Raw genomic sequence first — 19,644 nt, 5'->3', positions numbered from 1 at the left:
GGACGTCAGTCCCAGCCCGTGGCCGTCAGCTGGGGGCCGGTCGTCGTGCCCACCGTGGTGCCGGTGTCTCCGGTCGCGCCGTCCGACGTGCCGGTGGACGTGTTGCCGTCGGTGGTGCCGGAGTTGGTTCCCGAGCTCGTTCCGCTGGTCGCCGTGCCGCCGTCGGTGGTGCCGGCCGACGTGTTGCCGGTGGTCGTGCCGCCCTCGGTGGTGCTGCCGGAGGTGGTGCCTCCGGTGGTGCCGCCGTTGGTCGTGCCGCCGTTCGTCTGTCCCTGGGTCTGGCCCTGCGTCTGGCCCTTGGTGGCGTCGGTGTCCGGCGAGCTGCCGTCGGACTCGTCGTCGGTGGGCTCGTCCTCGGAGGGCGGGGTCGAGGGGTAGGCGGACTGCTCGCCGCCCTCCTGGATCTGGAGGTTGAAGTCCGTGGCCGGTTCGCCCTTCAGGGCGTTCTTGGTGAACTGGGCCCAGATCTCGGTGGGTGCGCCGCCGCCGTTGATGCGGGGCAGGCCCATCGCGCCCTTGAGGGACTTGTGGGCGGCGGTCTGCGGGTCCTGGCCCATGACCGCGACCACGGTGGCGAGGTCGGGGGTGTAGCCGGCGAACCAGGCCGCGGTGTCCTCCTCGGCGGTGCCGGTCTTGCCCGCGGCGGGCCGGTCGGCGGCGAGGGCCGCGGTGGCGGTGCCGTTCTGGACGACGCTGCGCAGGACCGAGGTGGTGGTGTCGGCGGCCTCGCGGCTGACGACCTGGGAGGACTTCTGCTCGGGCAGGTCCACCACGTCGGAGCCGTCCTTGGTGACCTTCTCGATCAGGGTGTACGTGCCGTGCTTGCCGTGGTTGGCGAGGGTGGCGTAGGCCTCCGCCATGTCCAGGACGCTGGCGTTGGCCGTGCCGAGGGCGATGGAGGGGTAGGGCTGCAGGTCGGGGGTGTCGGTGGGCAGGCCGAGCTCGATCGCGGTCTGCTTGACCTTGGCGGGGCCGACGTCGACGGCCATCTGCGCGTACACCGAGTTCACCGACTTGTCGGTGGCGGTGCGCACGTCGATGTTGCCGTAGTTGACGTAGTCCTCGTTCTCGGGGGCGTAGGTGCCGCCGGACCAGCCCTGGATGGGGCGCTTGTTGGTGCCGTCGTAGATCGTGTTGGGGGTGATCGGGCGGCCGTCCTGGGTCTCGGAGTCGTTCTCGACGGCCGAGGTGAAGACGAACGGCTTGAAGGTGGAGCCGACCTGGAAGTCCTGGCGGGTGGCGTTGTTGGTGTACTGCTTGACGTAGTCGATGCCGCCGTACAGGGCGAGGACCTTGCCGGTCTTGGGCTCGACGGCGGCGCCGCCCGCGCGGACGTAGGTGTCGACCTTGCGGTTCTTCTTGTCGAGCTTCTTCATCAGCTTGTCGTTGACGGCGTCGACGAAGGCGTCCTGCTTCTTCTTGTCGATGGTGGTGGTGATGCGGTAGCCGCCGGCGTCGAGCTCGTCCTGGGTGACGATCTTGTTGTCGCGCAGGTAGTCCTTGATCGCGTTGACGAGGTAGCCGCGCTGTCCGGACATGCCGGTGTCGGCGCCGGAGGTCTCCTTGACCGCGGGGAACTTCATGCCGGTGCGGGCGGTCTCGCTGAGCCAGCCCTTGGTGACCATGCCGTCGAGGACGTAGTTCCAGCGGGCCTCGGCGGCGGCCTTGTTCTCGGGGTGGGCGATGATGTCGTACTCGCTGGGCGCGTTGACCAGGGCGGCGAGGTAGGCGCCCTGGGCGGGGGTGAGCTTGGCTGCCTCGACGCCGAAGTACGCCTTGGCGGCGGCCTGCATGCCGTAGGCGTTGCGGCCGAAGTAGCTGGTGTTGAGGTAGCCCTCGAGGATGTCGTCCTTGGAGGTCTCGCGGTCCAGCTTGATGGAGATGAAGAACTCCTTCACCTTGCGGGTGACGGTCTGTTCCTGTGCGAGGTAGTAGTTCTTCACGTACTGCTGGGTGATCGTGGAGCCGGACTGCTTGCCCTTGCCGGTGGCGGTGTTCCAGCCGGCCCGGAGCATCGCCTTGGGGTCGATGGCGGACTCGGTGTAGAAGTCGCGGTCCTCGGCGGCGAGGACGGCGTGCTGGGCGTCCTTGGAGATCTGGGAGAGGTCGACGTTCTCGCGGTTGACGGTGCCGTCGCGGGCGATCTCGGTGCCGTCGGCGTAGAGGTAGACGTTGGACTGCTTGGTGGCGAGCGCGTTGGCGGGCGGGATCTTGACCATGGAGTAGCCGAGGAAGAAGAGCCCGGCGAGCACCAGGACGCCGAGGACGAACGTGCCGAGCACCATCCGCCAGGTGGGCAGGAGCCGGCGCAGTCCGGTGCGCTTGGGTCGCTTCATCTTCTTGCCTCCCTCGCCACTTCCTCCGTCACCCGCCTCGGGGGCTCCGGGTGCCGAGCCCTCGGTGGGCTGCTGCGGCTGTGGCTCGTCACTCATGTGTTGCTGGACTCCTGTTTCGCGTCGTACGTTCCCGTACGCCTCGTAAGCCTCGTACGCCTTCTGCGTCCCCTGTTGAAGACTCTCGCACCAAGCGTTCCGTTCCCGACAATCGGCGCGCGTTCGGTCACACCTCGTGCCCGGAAAACGCGTGGCACGTGGCCGGAGCGGCGCACTAGGCTCCTGCGTTTCGGTGTCGAAGAGGGCACCAAGGATGACTAGCGGGCGAGGAGGACGGTTGCCTTGGGATCGGCGCGGTTGTACGCGACCGTCGCGGCGGGGGGTTTCAGAAGGTACGCGACCTATCGGGTGGCGACGGCCGCGGGCGTGTTCACCAATACCGTTTTCGGCCTGATCCTCGTCTACACATATCTGGCGTTGTGGGACGAGCGGCCGCACCTGGGGGGCTATGACCAGGCGCAGGCGGTCACCTATGTGTGGCTGGGGCAGGCGCTGTTCGCGACGCTCGCGATCCAGGGCGGCGGATTCGAGACCGAGTTGATGGAGCGGATCCGTACGGGTGAGGTCGCCATCGACCTGTACCGGCCGGCCGATCTCCAGGCGTGGTGGCTGGCGGGTGATCTGGGGCGGGCGTTGTTCCAGCTGCTGGGCCGCGGGGTGCTGCCGTTCGTCTTCGGGGCGTTGTTCTTTCCGACGGCGCTGCCCCACGATCCGGTGATCTGGCTGGCCTTCGCGGTGACGATCGTGCTGGCGATGGTGGTCAGTTACGGGATCCGGTTCCTGGTGGCGTTGAGCGGGTTCTGGTTGATGGACGGCACGGGCGCGGTGCAGGTGCTGATGGTCACCGGGATGTTCTTCTCGGGGATGGCGCTGCCGCTCAACGCGTTTCCTCAGCCGCTGGGTGACATCGTGACGCTGCTGCCGTGGTCGGCGTTGTTGCAGATGCCCGCGGACGTGCTGATGGGGCGGACGGATCCGCTGTTGGCGTTCGCGTTCCAGGCGGGTTGGGCGGTGGTGCTGCTGGCGGTGGGCCGGCTGGTGCAGGGGGCGGCGACGCGGCGGGTGGTGGTGCAGGGTGGGTGAGGGTGGCCGGCTGGTGGAGGGGTTGCGGGCCTATCGGCTGATCGCCGGGATGTGGATCCGTTCGACGCTGGCCTACCGGGTGTCGTTCGTGCTGACCGTGGTCGGTGGTCTGCTGGTGACGGGGCTGGACTTTGTCGCGATCTTGCTGATGTTCTCGCAGGTGGATGTGCTGGGCGGGTACACGCTGCCGGAGGTCGCGTTTCTGTACGGGTTGTCGGCGACGTCGTTCGGGCTCGCTGACCTGTCGATCGGTTCGGCGGGCCGGCTGGGCTCGCGGGTGCGGGACGGCACGCTCGACACGTTGCTGGTGCGGCCCGCGCCGGTGCTGGCCCAGGTCGCCGCGGACCGGTTCGCGCTGCGTCGGGTGGCCCGGCTGATCCAGGGCGCGCTGGTGCTGGGCTACGCGTGTGTGGCGCTGGACGTCGCCTGGACGCCGGTGAAGGTGGCGCTGGTGCCGGTGATGCTGGTGTGCGGCGGATTGATCTTCGCGGCGGTGTTCGTGGCGGGCGCGGCGTTCCAGTTCGTGGCGCAGGACGCGTCCGAGGTGCAGGCCGCGTTCACGTACGGCGGTCAGACGCTGTTGCAGTATCCGCCGACCGTGTTCGGTACGGAGCTGGTGCGCGGGGTGACGTTCGTGCTGCCGTTGGCGTTCGTCAACTGGGTTCCGGCGGCTCATGTGTTGGGGCGGCCGTATCCGTTGGGGCTGCCGGAGTGGGCGGCGTTCGCTCCGCCGCTGGTGGCGGTGGCGTGCTGTGCGGTGGCGGGGCTGGCGTGGCGGGCGGGGCTGCGGACGTATCGGAGTACGGGGAGTTGAGGGCGAGCGTGTCAGAGGGTGCGACGGTGTCGGAGAGCGCGTTCATCGAGGTGGACCGGGTCGAGAAGGTCTTCGACGTGCGCAGGAGGACCGGTTTTCTGAAGCGGGAGCTGCGGCGGGTGCGGGCGGTGGACGCGATCTCGTTCACCGTGGCGCGCGGTGAGATGGTCGGTTACATCGGGCCGAACGGCGCGGGGAAGTCGACGACGATCAAGATGCTGACGGGAATCCTGACGCCGAGCGGGGGCCGGCTGCGGGTCGCCGGGATCGACCCGTCCCGTGAGCGGACGCGGCTGGCGCATCGCATAGGGGTGGTGTTCGGGCAGCGTACGACGCTGTGGTGGGACCTTCCGCTGATCGACTCCTACCGGCTGATGCATCGCATGTACCGGATCCCGGACGGCCGTTACCGGGAGAACCTCGACCGGCTGGTCGAACTCCTGGACCTGTCGGCGCTGTTGGAGGTGCCGGTGCGTCAGCTGTCGCTCGGCCAGCGGATGCGCGGGGACATCGCGGCGGCGCTGCTGCACGATCCCGAGGTGTTGTATCTGGACGAGCCGACGATCGGTCTGGACGTGGTCTCCAAGGCGCGGGTGCGGGAGTTCCTGCGCGAGTTGAACACCGAGCGCGGTACGACGGTCCTGCTCACCACGCACGACCTCCAGGACATCGAGCAGCTCTGCTCGCGGGTGATGGTCATCGACCACGGTCGTCTGGTCTACGACGGTGCGCTGGCCGGGCTGCACGAGGCGGGGGAGAGCGAGCGGACGCTGGTGGTGGACCTGGAGCGGGAGCTGCCGCCGGTCGAGGTGGGGGAGGCGGCGCGGGTGGTGAAGGTGGACGGGCCGAGGCAGTGGCTGGCGTTCCCGGCGTCGGAGTCGGCGGCTCCGCTCGTCGCCCGGATCGCGGCGGAGTATCCGCTGGTGGACCTGTCGGTGCGGGAGCCGGACATCGAGGCCGTGATCGCCAGGATGTACCAGGACCGGGAGACCGCGAGGGAGACCGTAGTGCCGGCGCCCGGGAACTCGTAGGCTGCTGATATGACCGACGACGCAGCCCCGGGCCTGCCGGATCTCCGTGCCTCCGACGCCGATCGTGAGCGGGTCGCCGAGGTCCTGCGGGACGCCCTCGCGGAGGGCCGGCTCGACATGACGGAGTTCGAGGAGCGGCTGGAGGAGACGTACAAGGCGCGCACGTACGGGGAGTTGGCGCCGATCACCCGGGATCTGCCGGTCGCCGGGGTCACGCCGCCGCCCCTGGTGTCGCTGCACAAGGAGCCGCTGGCGGAGGGGGGTTGGGCCGGGCGGATCGTGGGCGGCGAGGGTTCGTCGGCCTGGGCGGTGGCCGTGATGTCCGGCTTCCAGCGCAGGGGCCGCTGGACGGCCCCCCGGCGCTTCAACTGCTTCGCCTTCTGGGGCGGCGGGGAGATCGACCTGCGTGAGGCGAACTTCGCCGCCGGTGAGATCGAGATCAACTGTGTCGCGATCATGGGCGGGGTGCAGATCACGGTGCCGCCGGGGGTCGAGGTCGTGGTCCGCGGGATCGGTGTGATGGGCGGCTTCGACCAACGGGAGACCGGTGTTCCCGGTGACCCGGGCGCGCCGCGGGTGGTCGTCGGCGGGTTCGCCTTCTGGGGTGGGGTCGGCATCGAGCGCAAGAAGACGCGGGCCGTCCGGCGGCAGGAGAAGCTGGACCGCAAGGCGGCGAAGCGCGAGCTGCAGTCGTCGTCCCGGGACGACGAGGGTGAGGCCCACCGCCGGATACTCGAGGGCCACAAGGACCTCCTGCACGGGCACGGTCTCGGCCGGGGCCACGGCGCAGGGTCCGGGCCCCGCGAGGAACAGCGGGAGCGCCGCTACGAGGACTGAGCCCGCCCCGGGATCCGCTCGCTCGGGCTGAGCCCGGTGCGGGGCTCGGGGGATGTCACAGTCGGGCGGGTGCCGCTCCTGCCAGCTTCGCCAGGTCGATGGTCTCCGCCATCTTGCGGTAGCCCCGGTCGCTGGGGTGCAGATGGTCGCCCGAGTCGTACTCCGGGCGCAGGCTGCGCGGGTCGTACGGGTCGCGCAGCGCCCGGTCGAGGTCGACGACCGTGTCGAACACCCCGTCCGCGCGGATCGCCTGGTTGACCTGTTGCCGTACGTCCTCGCGGCCGTCGTTGTAGCCGCGGTGGCCGCGGAACGGCGTGAGGGTGGTGCCGACGACCCTGATGCCGTGGGCGTGGGCCCGGTCGACGAGGGTCCGCAGGCCGTCCACGACCGTCTGCGGGTCGGCGAGCCCCGGGTCGCGCAGGATGTCGTTGATGCCGAGGTCGATGACGACGACCTTGACGCCGGTGCGGCCGAGGACGTCCCGTTCGAAGCGGTTGACGGCGGCGGCGCCGCGGCGGGAGTCGTCGGCGAGGACCCGGTTGCCGCTGATGCCCTCGTTGACGATGCCGTAGCGGGGCGTGTCCCCGTCGGTGGCGACGCTCGCCCGCAGCCGGTCGGCGAGGACGTCGGGCCAGCGGCGGTTCGCGCCCGCGGTGGAGGTGACGCCGTCGGTGATGGAGTCGCCGAGGGCGACGAGGGTGCCGTCGGCCTCGTTGCTGAGCACGTCGAGGGCGGTCAGGTAGCGCCAGCGGTCGCCGGCCCCGGTGAACGCGGCGCCGCTGACGTCCTCGGTGGACTCGCCCTCGGCGACGTAGTTGGTCTGCCGGGCGTGCGGGTGGTAGGTGACCGGTCCGGCGGAGGTGGGGGAGTAGGTGCTGACCAGGACGTCTGAGTCGTGCGGGACGGCGACGGTGACGGCGTCGCTGACCGTCTGCCCGCCGGCCGGGACGACGACGGTGGTGGCGCCGCCGAAGGTGAGCCGGCGCAGCGTGTCGGGGACCGCCGCCGCGCTCCCGTCGCCGGCCGCGACGGCGAGGGTGGCGTGTGTCACGGTGAGCGGTCCGGTGCCGTAGAGGTTGGACAGCGTGACGCGGGCACTCGTTCCGCCGACGCTGGTGTGTACGACGTTGCGGAGCGTGCGGCCGGCCATGCCGTCGGTCTCGGTGCCGGGTTCGCCGCTGACCGGGGAGGCCGCCCAGGTGCCGACCCAGACGCCCGTCGAGATGGGGGCGGCGCTGCCGGGGCCGGGTGCCGCGGCGCGGGTGACGGCCCGGGGGTCGAGTCCGGGACCGTGGTCGGAGGCGGCGGAGACGTATATGGCGGCGGACAGGCCCACGACCAGGGCGATGATCGCCGACAGGAGGGCGCCGTGTCTTGTGGGGGACACCCCCACAGCCCCAACGTGTGGCCTGGTCATGCTGGGGGTTCTCCTCGGTGAAGGGAGCGGCGCGGCTCCGGGTCATACGGTCGTGCGTGGATGCGTTCATACGGTGATGCGTTCACGCAGGAGTTCGCCGTTGAGCTCCCCGCCTGAGAGACGCCGGGAACTCTTGTTCCGTTCCAGGAGTCGGTCAAGCAGGGACAATATCTGCGTGCGGGACACGGGTGGCACGGGGCGTCGACCGGAACGGATGGAACGGATGGATCGTACGGAAGCGGAGCGGCCGGCCGGCACCAGGGCGGCGCGCACGATGGCCGTCTTCAGCGCCGCCGACGAGGAGAAGCGGCGCGGGGTGCGCCGGATGAAGCTCACCGCGGCCGGGCTGCTGCTGTTCGTGGCCGTGGTGTACGTGCTCGCCGAGTGGGCCTCCCATCGGGGCGCGGGCCCCTGGGCGGGCTATGTGGCTGCCGCCGCGGAGGCGGGCATGGTCGGTGCGCTCGCCGACTGGTTCGCGGTCACGGCGCTCTTCCGCCACCCGCTCGGACTGCCCATCCCGCACACCGCGATCATCCCGAACAAGAAGGACCAACTGGGTGTCTCGCTGGGTGAGTTCGTCGGGGAGAACTTCCTCTCCGAGGACGTCGTACGGCAGCGGCTGCGCGCGGTCGGCATCGGCACCCGGCTGGGCGCATGGCTGGCCGATCCGGAGCACGCCGACCGGGTGACGGCCGAGCTGGCGACGGCGCTGCGGGGCGCGCTGACGGTGCTGCGCGACTCGGATGTGCAGGCGGTGGTGGGGGAGGCGATCACGCGTCGTGCGGACGCGCAGGAGATCGCGCCGGGCATCGGGAAGATGCTGGAGAAGGTCGTCGTGGACGGCGGTCACCGGCGGGCCGTGGACCTGGTGGTGACCCGGGCGTACGACTGGCTGGTGCTGCACGGCGACTCGGTGATGGGCGCGGTGGAGGGAGGTGCGCCCGGCTGGACCCCCCGTTTCGTCGACAAGCGGATCGGTGAGCGCGTCTACAAGGAGCTGCTGCGGTTCTGCGGGGAGATGCGGGACATGCCGTCCCATCCGGCCCGGGGTGCCCTCGACCGGTTCCTCACCGACTTCGCCTCCGACCTCCAGTCCGACACGGACACGCGGGCGCGGGTGGAGCGGCTCAAGGGCGAGGTGCTGGGCCGGGGCGAGGTGCAGGACCTGATCGCGTCCGCCTGGACCGCCGTGCGCTCCATGATCGTCGCGGCGGCCGAGGACGAGCGCAGTGAGCTGCGGCTGCGGGTGCGGGCCTCGCTCCTGTCCCTGGGGGCCCGGATGGCCACCGAGCGCAAGGTCCAGGAGAAGGTGGACAGCTGGGTCGAGGGTGCGGCGGTGCACGTGGTGACGACGTACCGGAAGGAGATCACCTCCCTGATCACCGACACGGTCGCGGGCTGGGACGCGGAGCACACGACCCGCAAGATCGAGGCCAACATCGGCCGCGACCTCCAGTTCATCCGGATCAACGGCACGGTGGTGGGCTCGCTGGCCGGGTTGCTGATCTACACGGTGGCGCGCGCGCTCGGGGCGTGAATCGGCCGGTCGCGGGAACCTGATCCGCGTGCCGCCCGATGGGGAGCGTGCCGAGGAGGGAGCCCATGACCAGCGCAGACGCCGCCGTGCCGGCCGAGAAGGACCGCACGATCACCACCGACATCCCCGCCCGCCTCGACCGGCTGCCCTGGTCGCGCTGGCACTGGACCATCGTCTTCGGACTCGGCACCGTGTGGATCCTGGACGGCCTGGAGGTCACGGTCGTCGGGAACATCGCGAGCCGGCTGTCGGAGCCGGGAAGCGGCCTGCCGATCACCTCCGGGCAGGTCACCGGTATCGCGGCCGCGCTGTACGTGGCGGGCGCCTGTGTCGGCGCCCTGTTCTGGGGCCGGCTGACCGACAAGTGGGGCCGCAAGAAGCTGTTCATGATCACCCTCGCGGTGTATCTGGCGGCCACCGCCCTGACCGCGATCTCCTTCGACACCTGGTGGTTCCTGCTTTTCCGGTTCCTCACCGGCTTCGGCATCGGCGGCGAGTACGCGGCCATCAACTCCGCGATCGACGAGCTGATCCCCGCGCAGTACCGGGGCCGCGTCGACCTGATCATCAACGGCAGCTTCTGGCTGGGCGCGGTCGCCGGTTCGCTGCTGTCGATCGTCGCGCTGAACACGGACATCTTCGCGGCGGACGTGGGCTGGCGGCTGACGTTCGCGCTGGGCGCCGTCCTCGCCCTGGTGATCCTGCTCGTACGACGGCACGTCCCGGAGAGCCCGCGCTGGCTGCTGATCCACGGCCGGGACCGGGAGGCCGAGGAGATCGTCACCTCGATCGAACGGCAGATCGAGGAGGAGAACGGGGAGCGGCTGCCCCGGGCCGAGGGGGAGCTCACCATCCACCAGCGCCGCAGCGTCTCCTTCGTCGAGATCGCCCGCACGGTGTTCTCCTCCTACCGGCGCCGCGCGGTCCTCGGCTTCTCCCTCTTCATCGGGCAGGCCTTCCTCTACAACGCGATCACCTTCGGCTTCGGCGCGATCCTGACCAAGTTCTTCGACGTGCCGAGCGGCAACACCGGCTACTACTTCGCCGTCATCGCCATCGGCAACTTCTGCGGTCCGCTGCTGCTGGGCAAGCTGTTCGACACGGTGGGCCGGCGGGTGATGATCTCCTCGACGTATCTGCTCTCCGGTGTGCTGCTGTTCGGCACGGCATGGCTGTTCGACCAGGGCTCGCTGACCGCGACGACGATGACGGCCTGCTGGTGCGCGGTGCTGTTCTTCGCGTCGGCGGGTGCGTCGAGTGCCTATCTGACGGTGTCCGAGGTCTTCCCCATGGAGACCCGCGCGATGTCCATCGCCTTCTTCTACGCCCTCGGCACCGCAGCGGGCGGTATCAGCGGCCCCCTGCTGTTCGCGGAGCTCACCGACACGGGCAAGGTCGGCGACACGGTCCTCGCCTTCTGCATCGGCGCGGCGCTGATGTGCGCGGCGGGTGTGGTGGCGGTGTTCCTGGCGGTCAAGGCCGAGCGACGCTCCCTGGAGGACATCGCCCGGCCGCTGACGGCGGCGGCGACGAAGGCACGCGAGGCGACGACACCGGGCGGGCCGACCCCGGGCGGGTCGCGGAAGGCCACCGCCTGAGGGCACGTGAGGCGACGACACCGGGCGGGTCTACACCGGGCGGGTCGATGCCGGGCGGGCCGGTGAAGGCCACCGCCTGAGGGCACGCGGTCGCGCACACGGGTGCCCCACGCGGGTGCCCTCGGCGCCTCCTACTCGGTCCCGCCCGCGGCCCTGCCCTCGGCGCCGTCCCTGGTCCGGCCCCGTCGGCGCAGCAACAGCAGGCCGCCGGCCAGGGCGGTGAGGCCGGCGGCCGCGGTCCACGCGACGAGGTCGGTGGAGCCGGTGGAGGCGAGGCCGCCGCTCTTCGCGGCGGCGGCCTCCGTCCCGGCCGGCGCCGCCGAGACGGAGGGCGCCCCCGATCCGTCCGATGCCGCGGCACCGGACGCGGACACGGACGGGGAAGAGGAGGGGGAGGAGGACACCGACGGGGACGGACCGGTCGAGGAGCCGCCCGCACTCGTCGTCGATCTGTCCCGGGTGAACGCCAGCGTCCCGAAGCCGAGTTGGTCGTAGCCGCCGCTGTTGGGCCCGTAGTCCCCGCCGCCGCCCTCGGGTGACGCCTTGGCGGCGATGCGGGTGAGGTAGGGCGCGGACAGCCCCCGGCGCTTGGTGTAGTGGTTGGCGATCATCGCCCAGATCGGCCGGGTCATCGCCGGGTCGGCGCCGGCCGCGCCGGAGGCGGTCTCGCTGCCCGACCAGCCGCCCACGGCACCCTTCGCCCGGGTGTTGGCCGTGTAGGCGACGTCGCCGCCGAGGCTCCACTTGGCCACGTACTGGGCGCCCTTGAGGAAACGGCTGTCGTCGTAGCCGTAGAGGTCGATGCCCTGGTTCCAGGCCATCTCGCACAAGGTGCCCATGAGGCCGACGCCGAGCAGCGCGTGCCCCTGGTCCCGGCCCGCCTCCAGCCACTCGGCGAGACCGTCGTCGTGCACCACGGGGATGGCCTTCCTGACGGCGCCGAGCCCGGAGCCGTTCTTGAAGTACTCGACGGCCTGTTCCACCTTGGCACCGTCGTCGCAGAAGATGCCGGTGGCGAGGACACAGGCCATGGCGGTCAGGTCCCAGTTGGGCCAGTAGTTGGTGATCACGGCGCCGTTGTGCCCGACGAGGAAGCTCTCGCTGAGCGGCGAGAAGACGGTGGTCAGCATCTTCCGGAAGCGTTCGAGCTCGAAGCCGGCGTGGTCGCGGACGAGTTCGGCGGCGTTGGCGGCCTGGTAGCCGTAGAGCCCGGCCGCGAGGAACCGGTCGGCCGAGCCCGCGAGCGAAGTGAGCTTCGCCGACCAGGCGTTGAGGATCGCTACGGCCGTGTCGGCGTACGCGCTCTCACCGCTGACGTGGAACCGCAGGCCGTTCTGGTAGGCGGCGTGGAGGTCGTTGTAGAGGATCGTGTAGTTCTGCGGCGAGCCCGAACCCCGGTACACGGTCGCCTGCGGGTTGGCCGTCCAGCCGCTCTGCGCATGCCGGTTGGCGGCGAGCCGGGCGTATCCGGCGGTGTAGGGCGCCGCGCCGGCCTTCACCTTGGCGGCCATGCGGGCCAGGTCGGCGCCGGTGTGCAGCAGGCCCGGGTGCGCGTATCCGACGGCGGCGGCGGGGGCCGCGGGGAGGGCCGCGGCCACACCGACGGCTCCGGCCGCCGTGCCCGCGGCCTTCAGCAGGCCGCGGCGGCTGATCTGATGGCTGCCGGTCTCGTAGCGGCTGAGCCGACCGAGGCCGGTCTGTCCGGGTCGGGTCAGGTGCGGTTGCAGATGCATGCCGGGGAGACGGACGAGGGGCCGGGCCGATAACGAAAACCTGGTCGGCGGTCGGCAGCCGGCCCCGGGTCAGGCGCCTGTCGTCGACCCCGGCCGGACGATCATCAGGATCGTCACGGTCGCCCACAGCAGGTTGAACACCCCGGTGAACATGGCGAGTCGGACCGTCGTCTCCCGCGCTCCCGCGCCCTCGACGAGCACCTCCTGCCGGGGCAGCACGAGGACCAGCAGCACACCCGCGGCCAGCACGGTCAGCACGATCGACGTGATCAGCCAGGGGTCGCCCATCACGCCCATCGCGCCCGCCGTGGCGAACCCGAAGACGGGGACGGCGAGACCGACGGCCGCGTACACCTGGCAGATGCGGTGCAGCAGCCGCACGGTCTCGCCCGCGCGGGCGTCGTCGGGCGCGGCCAGGGCGCGGCGCGCGGCGGGCGGGAACATGCTGGCGGCGACGGTGACGGGCCCGATCGCGACGATCGCGGCGAGGACGTGCACGGCGAGGAGGAACTTGGTCACGCACCGACGCTAGGCGGCGCGCGCGTCCCGCAGAAGCGGCGGAAATGCCAGAGGGCGACGGGTTCTCGCCAGGGGGCGGGGCGGGGGCGGAGGGGAGGGCGTGGAGGTGCGAGGTGCGGCGATCAGGGACCGGGGGCGGTGGCCGTCAGCGATCAGGGGCCGGGCCGGCGGCCGGTGGGCTACCGGGAGCCGAGCCGGGGCCGGTCGGCTACCGGGCCCGTGGTCGGCGGCTGTCCGCAACCGGGGGGCCGGAGTGGCCGTAATCCGTCGTACACCTACGCTCTTGCCATGCACACCGTTGTCGTACTGGTCCTGGACGGGGTCGTCCCGTTCGACCTGTCCGCCCCGATCGACGCCTTCGGCTGGCCCCGGCTGCCCGACGGGCGCCCGGCGTACCGGGTCAGGGTCTGCTCGCCGTCCCCCACCGGGGAGGTGAGCGCGGGGGCGTTCACCGTGCGGGCGCCGTACGGGCTCGAGGCGCTGGCCGAGGCGGACACGATCATCCTGCCGGGGGTGGCGGACCCGCCGGACGAGCTGCCGATCGGCGTCGCGGAGGCCCTGCGGGACGCGGCGGCGGGCGGCACCCGGATCGCCTCGGTCTGCGTCGGCGCGTTCCTGTTCGCCGCGACGGGCCTGCTGGACGGACTGCGCGCGACGACGCACTGGATCGCGGCGCGGGAGCTGGCCGAGCGCTACCCGAAGGTGACGGTCGACCCGAACGTCCTCTACGTCGACAACGGCCAGTTCCTCACCTCGGCGGGCGCCGCCGCGGCCCTCGACATGTGCCTGCACATGATCCGCGGCGACTACGGTTCGGCGGTCGCCGCGCAGGCGGCCCGGATGTCGGTCATGCCGCTCGAACGGGAGGGCGGCCAGGCCCAGTTCATCGTCCACGACCTGCCACCCGCGCCCGCCGGGGCGACCCTCGAACCCGTGCTGGCCTGGCTGGAGGACAACTGCGGCCGGGAGGTGACCCTGGAGCAGATCGCCGGGCGGGCCGGCATGAGCACCCGCACCCTCAACCGCCGCTTCCGCGAACAGACCGGCACGACACCGCTGCGCTGGCTGCACCGGGCGCGGGTGCGGCGCGCGCAGTACCTGCTGGAGTCGACGGCGTACCCGGTGGAACGCATCGCCACCCAGGCGGGTTTCGGTTCCCCGACGGCCTTCCGCGAACGCTTCCGCAAGGTGGTCGGCACCAGCCCCCAGGGGTATCGGCGGGCGTTCAGGTCGAGGCTCACGGAGGCGTGACCGACCGCGGGGGCGGCCGAAGATCGGATAAGGTTCCCGCCGTGGCACGTGCGAACACGTGAACCACCGTCACGTACTCGGGGGAGACGTCACAGTGCAGACCCGTCGCTCAAGTCTGTCGGCCACGCTGCGTTCGGCGCCCAGCCCGCTCGCCGCCGCCGCCGCGATGGCGACCGCGTCCCGTCCCGACCGCGTCGGGGACCCGATCGTGCAGCGGCTCCAGTCCGGTCGCACCTGGGCCGGCGTCCTGGCGTCGGTGTGGATGCTGTTCGCCTATCCGCTGGCCGAGAGCGGCGAGGACATCCTGCTGGGCAAGGTGATGGACGTGGTCGTCGGCTGCGGGATCGCCTTCGTCGCCGGACTGATCACCCTGAGCGTCTTCATCGGCATGGCGCGCCCCTCGCTCCGTGGCGTCTACGCCCGGCGCCTCACCGGCCCGGGTACCGCGCTCGGCGTGATCCTGCTCGGCGTGGCCGTGTGCGCCGGTGGCACCCTGCTCGGTGTGAAGCTGCTGCGGGCGGAGATCATCCCGTGGGAGGACATCCGGGCGGCGGGCAACCTGGCCTGGCTCGGGTCCTTTCTGCTGTTCGTGATCGTGATGCTCATCGGCGCGCTCTGCCTGGCCGTGGTGCTGCTCTTCACGCTGGCCGCCGCGGTGTTCGCGCTCAATTCCTGCTTCCGGGTCGGTGACGTCCACGAACTGCTGCCGGCGCTGATCTCGCCCTTCCTGGTGTGGTCCCTGCTCGTGCTGAGCTACTTCGACGGCCCCGACGTGGCCGCCCCACCACTGGTCCTCTACACCTTCCTGCTGAGCGGCCCGCTCTCCGTGACGGCCCTGTCGGCATGGGAGATACGGCGCCTGAGGCTCCGGTACGGGGTGACGATGCGGTCGGCGCTGGGACGGGGCGGGGCACCGGAGTCCACGCACGCGCCGACGCACGCGCCGCCGCACGCGCCCGAGCCGACGTACGGGCCCGAGCCGACGTACGGGCCGGATCCGACGTACGCGCCCGAGCCGACGTACGCGCCGGATCCGCAGTACCCGTCGTACGCTCCGAACCAGCCGCACTCCTCGTAGCGCTCGCTTCGGAGGCAGTGGCCGGGTGAGGCGGCCGACCGCCGGTCACCCGTTCCGGTCCGCGATGGCCGTCACCCGTTCCGGTCACCGATCGCCGGTCACCCCTTCCGGTCGGCGACCGCCCACGACGCGAGGGCGACCGCGCCGGCCACCCCGAACACCGACGGCCAGGCGCCGACCTTCTTCGCCAGCGGATGCGACCCCGCGAAGGCGGCGACGTACGCGACGGTCAGCGCCCCCGCCGCCTTCCCGCCCGCCTGCTGCCGCCACTGCTGCGCGGCCGCGGCCCCCGCGACGGCGAGGACGGCCCCGCCCAGCGGCCGCTTCCTCGTCCACCTGGCCACGCCGTACCCGCCGACCAGCCCGCCCGCGGCGATCACCGCACTGGGAACCTTCGCCATGTCTGCCTGCCTGCCTTCTCGTCCGTCCCTGTCTGCTGCCGCGAGGCTAACGCGCAGGCGAAACGGGCGCGGGGCGCGGGGTGGGTGCGGGGCGGAGCGCAGGGCAGCGTCGAGGGCGGAGTGGGGCGTCGGCTAGCCTCGCCCGGCCCGACGCCGCTCACCCGGCTCCTGCCCGCTCTTGTCCACGACGCCCCGCTCCAGCACCGCGCTGGTGTTGTAGACCGTCCCCGCCTTCGCCCGCTCGGTGTCCCGGCTGAAGACGGTGCGTACGCCGAGGTAGTCGAGGGTGCCGGGGTCGAAGATCCACTCGGTGCGGGTGCCGTGCCGGGTGTCCTCCCGGGCGATGGCGATGCCGTGCCGGCCGACGGCGTCCACCGCGTCGGCCACCTCGGTCACACCGGGGATCCGGGCGGTGGCCTTGTAGAACGCGGCAGCGGTCGCGGACGGCATGATCTGCTCCCCGACGAGATCGCCGATCCGGTCGAAGACCTCCTGATCCTTGTCCTCCCCCTGCTCGACGCGGGTGCCGGCGTAGAGCAGCTTGAGCAGGGCGTCGGGATCGGTGGGCAGCGAGGCGAGCCAGGCATAGGTGGGCCGGTCGAGCCCGGCCGGTACCGCGGCGTCCTTCGGATCCGTACCGTCAGGCACGCCGATCTCGATCGGCCAGTCCTGCCCGTACTCGCGGATCAACCCGACGTCGATCACGGGCCCCTGCCGCTGCGAGAACCACACCTGCCGCTCGTGCATCTTCCCGAGATCGACGGGTCCGTCGAAGACGCCCTCGTTCCCGGCGCCCCTGCTGCGTACGTACACGAACTGGCCGTCGCCCACGGGCTCGACGTCCGTCCGCAGGGCGACGGCGGCGATACGGTCGAGGGTCACGACGGCGCCCCGGCTCCCGCCCCCGCCCGCCGTACTGCTCGCACCGGGCCGGGCCGCCGCACCACCGTCGCCCCGCCCCGCACCGATCCCGACGGTGAGCCCGGCGGCCAGCGCGACGGCGACGGCTACGGATCCGGCGACGAGAGCGGGCCGCGGAAGCCGCGGGCGGGGCCGGACCGCCGAATCGGCGTTGTTTCTCCCGTGGTCGTGGTCGCGGTCGATGAGCTGCATCAGAACGTCCTTGTGATGGGAGCGACGCCCGGGAGGCAGCACCTGCCGCTCGACGGGACCGGCCGGCAACAGCCGCCGCAGTTCCTCGAGTTCCGCGCGCTCCTCCTGCTCGGACCCGGCGGGAGTGGCGTTCATCGGGCTTCCTCCTGAATGGGCAGGACCGCGAACGCGGTCTCACTCTCTACCTCTCCGCGACGGGAGCGGGGTTCCGTACGCCGTTCTGTACGTCGCTCCGTACGCCCGGACTGCCGTGTCTCCCGCTCGACGATCTCCCGAAGCCGGGCACGAGCCCGGGACAACCGGGACCGAACGGTTCCGACGGGCACGCCGAGCGCCTCCGCGGCCTGCGCGTAGTCGAGCCCGCCCCACACGCACAGGGCGATGACCTCCCGCTCGTGGCGCCGCAACCGCCCGAGCACCCGCCGCACTTCGGCGAGCCGTCGGGCGTCGTCGATCCGTCCGACGACGTCCTCGGCGAAGTCGCCGACCGCGTCATCACCGCCGGCACCGGCTCCGGCCTCGGCCCGCCGGGCGAGGAAGGCGAGCCGCCGTCGAAGACTGCGGTCGGCGTTGCGCGCCTTGTTGGTGGCGATCCCGAACAGCCAGGGCCGCAACGACCCGCCCTGGACCTCCACGGCCCCGCGCCCCCGCCAGGCGGCGAGGAACGTCTCCGACATGACCTCCTCGGCGACGGACCAGTCGCCGGTCAGCCGGAGGGCGTGGTGGTACACGGCCGCCGCGTACAACTCGTAGAGCTCGGCGAACGCCGCCCGCTCCCCGCCCCGCACCCGCGCCCGCAGACGCCCGTCGTCGTCACGGCCCTGACCGTCACGGCTCTCGCCGCCGCCATCGTCATCGCCATCGTGGGAACTCACACCTCTACCTCTCCGGCCCGCGGGGTCAGTTCCAGTGCCGTGGATCACACTCCTCCGAACCGGGGAAGGCGGCCGCTACCAGGGCAGTGTCCCTGCCGTGTCGAAATACCCGCCGGTCGGACCGTCGGGACCCACCCGCGCCATCCGGACGATGATCTCGGCGCCCTCCTCGACGCTCTGGACGCCGGTGTTCCCGTTGAGGTCGGTCTTGGTGAAGCCGGGCTCCACCGCGTTGATCCGCATGGCCGGAAACGCCTTCGCGTACTGCACGGTGATCATGTTGACCGCGGTCTTCGAGGCCGGGTAGGCGACCCCCGGATAGGCGTACGCCGGGGTGCCCGCGTCGGTGACGCGGCTCAGGGATCCCAGACCGCTGCCGACGTTGACGACGACCGGCGCGGGGGAGCGCCGCAGCAACGGCAGGAACGCGTGGGTGACCCGCACGATGCCGAAGACGTTCGTCTCGAACACCTGGCGCATGTGCTCGGCGGTCACCTCCGCGGCACCGACGATGCCGTTGTCGGCGCTCCGGCTCTCGATGCCCGCGTTGTTGATCAGCACGTCCAGGCGGCCGTCGGCCTCGACGGCCTCGGCCGCGGCCTCGACGGAGTCGTCGTCGGTGACGTCGAGCCGGACCCATCGCGCGCCCAGCCGTTCGGCGGCCCGCCGCCCGCGCTCGGCGTCGCGGCTGCCGACGTAGACGATGTGCCCCGCGCCGACGAGCCGACGAGCGGTCTCGAACCCGAGCCCCTTGTTGCCCCCGGTGATGAGTGTCGTGGTCCTGTTCGTTGTCGTCATGGCTCCAGGCTGCGACCGACGGCGGGGGAGCAGCCAGGAGCCCCGTCTTCCTGGGACTGCCGGTACCAGGAAGACCCGGACGGGCCGGTGCACAGTGGAGACATGGCGAGCACGGACTTCGGACGTACGGTACGACGGTGGCGGGACCGGGTCGCGCCGGAGGCGGCGGGGCTGCCCTCGGGCGGCCACCGGCGCGCCCCCGGACTGCGCCGCGAGGAACTGGCGATGCTGGCGGGCATCTCGGTCGACTACGTCACCCGCCTGGAACAGGGCCGGGCGGAGAACCCGTCGGAGCAGGTGGTCGAGGCCCTCGGGCGGGCGCTGCGCGTCTCCCCGGCCGAGCGTGAGCACCTGTTCCACACCGCCGGCCTCGTACCGCCCGGCCGGGGCACGGTACCGGCGTACATCGCGCCGAGCGTCCACCGAATGCTGGACCGGCTGACGGGCACACCGGTGGCGGTCTCGGACGCGTCCTGGACGCTCCTCCTCACCAATCCGCTCTACACGGCCCTCATGGGCGAACGGCACGGCCGCGATCGCAACGGCGCCTGGCGCGCGTTCCTCGGCCCGGGCGGCCGCGTCCGCCACACCCCGGAGTCCCGCCGGGCCCTGGAGGCCGCGGTCACCGCCGACCTGCGCACGGCGGCGAGCCGCTACCCGGCGGACCGGCGCCTGCGTCAACTCATCGCGGATCTCCGAGCGAACAGTGCCCGCTTCGCCGAACTCTGGGACTCCGGAGCCGTGGGCCACCACGAGGCCTCCCGCAAGACGATCGACCACCCCCAGGTGGGCCCCCTCACCCTGGACTGCGACGTCCTCACCGTCGCCGGCACCGACCTCCGCATCATGATCTACACCGCCGAACCGGACACGGAGGACGCGGAACGCCTGGAACTCCTGGCGGTGTTGGGCCCTCAGCCGTTCACCGCCGACCCGCACCCGAGAGAACCCGGCCCCATGGAAAGGACGTCGCCGTCGAAGTCTCCTACGGCTCTGGCGACGCGTCGGGCGCCGGGGGAAAGCCCAACTCGTCCAGCAGGACGCTGAAGAGGTCCTCGACAAAGGTCTCGTGGGAGCGCAGAAGCTCCTCGATCCGGCCTTGCCCCACCCCGGCCGGGACACCGGCTCCCTTCGAGACGTTCCGCGCACCCTACGGGCTGCCACTG

General features: G+C 71.6%; 17 protein-coding genes. 9 read left to right on the top strand and 8 right to left on the bottom strand.

Features of this window, described 5'->3' with window-relative positions; genetic code table 11:
* Positions 1-5 precede the first annotated feature (5 nt).
* Positions 6-2,432 (bottom strand): transglycosylase domain-containing protein, encoded by a 2,427-nt coding sequence (locus OG736_RS17610; RefSeq protein ID WP_327183300.1) that lies wholly within the window; start codon positions 2,430-2,432, stop codon positions 6-8.
* A 243-nt stretch (positions 2,433-2,675) separates the two neighbouring features.
* Between OG736_RS17610 and OG736_RS17605 the strand changes: the two genes are divergently transcribed.
* Genes OG736_RS17605 through OG736_RS17590 form a run of 4 tightly spaced genes read left to right on the top strand, consistent with a single transcriptional unit; the run spans position 2,676 to position 6,158 of the window.
* Positions 2,676-3,476: an ABC transporter permease gene (locus OG736_RS17605; protein ID WP_327183299.1), complete on the top strand. Its 801-nt coding sequence runs from the start codon at positions 2,676-2,678 to the stop codon at positions 3,474-3,476.
* Between the two features lie 49 nt (positions 3,477-3,525).
* Positions 3,526-4,290, top strand: a complete 765-nt coding sequence (locus OG736_RS17600) for an ABC transporter permease (RefSeq protein ID WP_327187631.1) — start codon at positions 3,526-3,528, stop codon at positions 4,288-4,290.
* A 26-nt stretch (positions 4,291-4,316) separates the two neighbouring features.
* Entirely contained in the window at positions 4,317-5,321 is a 1,005-nt protein-coding gene (locus OG736_RS17595) for an ABC transporter ATP-binding protein (protein WP_327183298.1), read from the top strand.
* 9 nt (positions 5,322-5,330) lie between these two features.
* Entirely contained in the window at positions 5,331-6,158 is an 828-nt protein-coding gene (locus OG736_RS17590; protein ID WP_327183297.1) for a DUF1707 SHOCT-like domain-containing protein, read from the top strand.
* 55 nt (positions 6,159-6,213) lie between these two features.
* Here the strand turns inward: OG736_RS17590 and OG736_RS17585 are convergent, their stop codons facing one another.
* Positions 6,214-7,575: an SGNH/GDSL hydrolase family protein gene (locus OG736_RS17585; protein WP_327183296.1), complete on the bottom strand. Its 1,362-nt coding sequence runs from the start codon at positions 7,573-7,575 to the stop codon at positions 6,214-6,216.
* Between the two features lie 214 nt (positions 7,576-7,789).
* Here OG736_RS17585 and OG736_RS17580 point away from each other — a divergent pair, with 214 nt between their 5' ends.
* Complete coding sequence (locus tag OG736_RS17580; protein WP_442817047.1) at positions 7,790-9,112, top strand: DUF445 domain-containing protein; 1,323 nt, start codon at positions 7,790-7,792, stop codon at positions 9,110-9,112.
* Positions 9,113-9,177: 65 nt separating this feature from the next.
* Positions 9,178-10,710 (top strand): MFS transporter, encoded by a 1,533-nt coding sequence (locus tag OG736_RS17575; protein WP_327183294.1) that lies wholly within the window; start codon positions 9,178-9,180, stop codon positions 10,708-10,710.
* 131 nt (positions 10,711-10,841) lie between these two features.
* On the opposite strand, the gene OG736_RS17570 is transcribed toward OG736_RS17575, so the two are convergent.
* A complete protein-coding gene (locus tag OG736_RS17570) occupies positions 10,842-12,443 on the bottom strand; it encodes an alginate lyase family protein (RefSeq protein WP_327183293.1) in 1,602 nt (533 codons plus the stop codon).
* Between the two features lie 69 nt (positions 12,444-12,512).
* Positions 12,513-12,962: a hypothetical protein gene (locus tag OG736_RS17565; protein ID WP_327183292.1), complete on the bottom strand. Its 450-nt coding sequence runs from the start codon at positions 12,960-12,962 to the stop codon at positions 12,513-12,515.
* 288 nt (positions 12,963-13,250) lie between these two features.
* On the opposite strand from OG736_RS17565, the gene OG736_RS17560 reads away from it, so the two are divergent.
* Together OG736_RS17560 and OG736_RS17555 are read left to right on the top strand one after the other, a co-directional pair.
* A complete protein-coding gene (locus OG736_RS17560; protein ID WP_327183291.1) occupies positions 13,251-14,213 on the top strand; it encodes a GlxA family transcriptional regulator in 963 nt (320 codons plus the stop codon).
* Between the two features lie 94 nt (positions 14,214-14,307).
* Entirely contained in the window at positions 14,308-15,291 is a 984-nt protein-coding gene (locus OG736_RS17555) for a hypothetical protein (protein WP_327183290.1), read from the top strand.
* A gap of 98 nt (positions 15,292-15,389) precedes the next feature.
* Here OG736_RS17555 and OG736_RS17550 read toward each other — a convergent pair whose 3' ends face one another.
* The 4 genes from OG736_RS17550 to OG736_RS17535 form a co-directional block, all read right to left on the bottom strand.
* A complete protein-coding gene (locus OG736_RS17550) occupies positions 15,390-15,692 on the bottom strand; it encodes a hypothetical protein (protein WP_327183289.1) in 303 nt (100 codons plus the stop codon).
* A gap of 132 nt (positions 15,693-15,824) precedes the next feature.
* The gene (locus OG736_RS17545) at positions 15,825-16,940 is read right to left on the bottom strand and encodes a CU044_5270 family protein (protein ID WP_327183288.1); all 1,116 of its coding nucleotides are present in this window, start codon (positions 16,938-16,940) and stop codon (positions 15,825-15,827) included.
* A complete protein-coding gene (locus OG736_RS17540) occupies positions 16,937-17,605 on the bottom strand; it encodes an RNA polymerase sigma factor (RefSeq protein ID WP_327187630.1) in 669 nt (222 codons plus the stop codon). The genes OG736_RS17545 and OG736_RS17540 overlap by 4 nt, the downstream gene beginning before the upstream one ends.
* Positions 17,606-17,755: 150 nt before the next feature.
* A complete protein-coding gene (locus OG736_RS17535) occupies positions 17,756-18,478 on the bottom strand; it encodes an SDR family NAD(P)-dependent oxidoreductase (protein ID WP_327183287.1) in 723 nt (240 codons plus the stop codon).
* A 102-nt stretch (positions 18,479-18,580) separates the two neighbouring features.
* Here OG736_RS17535 and OG736_RS17530 point away from each other — a divergent pair, with 102 nt between their 5' ends.
* Positions 18,581-19,525, top strand: coding sequence for a helix-turn-helix transcriptional regulator (locus OG736_RS17530; protein ID WP_327183286.1), 945 nt, complete (start codon positions 18,581-18,583; stop codon positions 19,523-19,525).
* Positions 19,526-19,644: the final 119 nt, after the last annotated feature.

Origin of the sequence: Streptomyces sp. NBC_01334 (genome assembly GCF_035983595.1) — a bacterium.
GTDB classification, from domain to species: Bacteria; Actinomycetota; Actinomycetes; order Streptomycetales; family Streptomycetaceae; genus Streptomyces; species Streptomyces coriariae.
The sequence above is the reverse complement of the archived record's forward strand: the minus strand, read 5'-3'. Positions and strand labels throughout refer to the sequence as shown.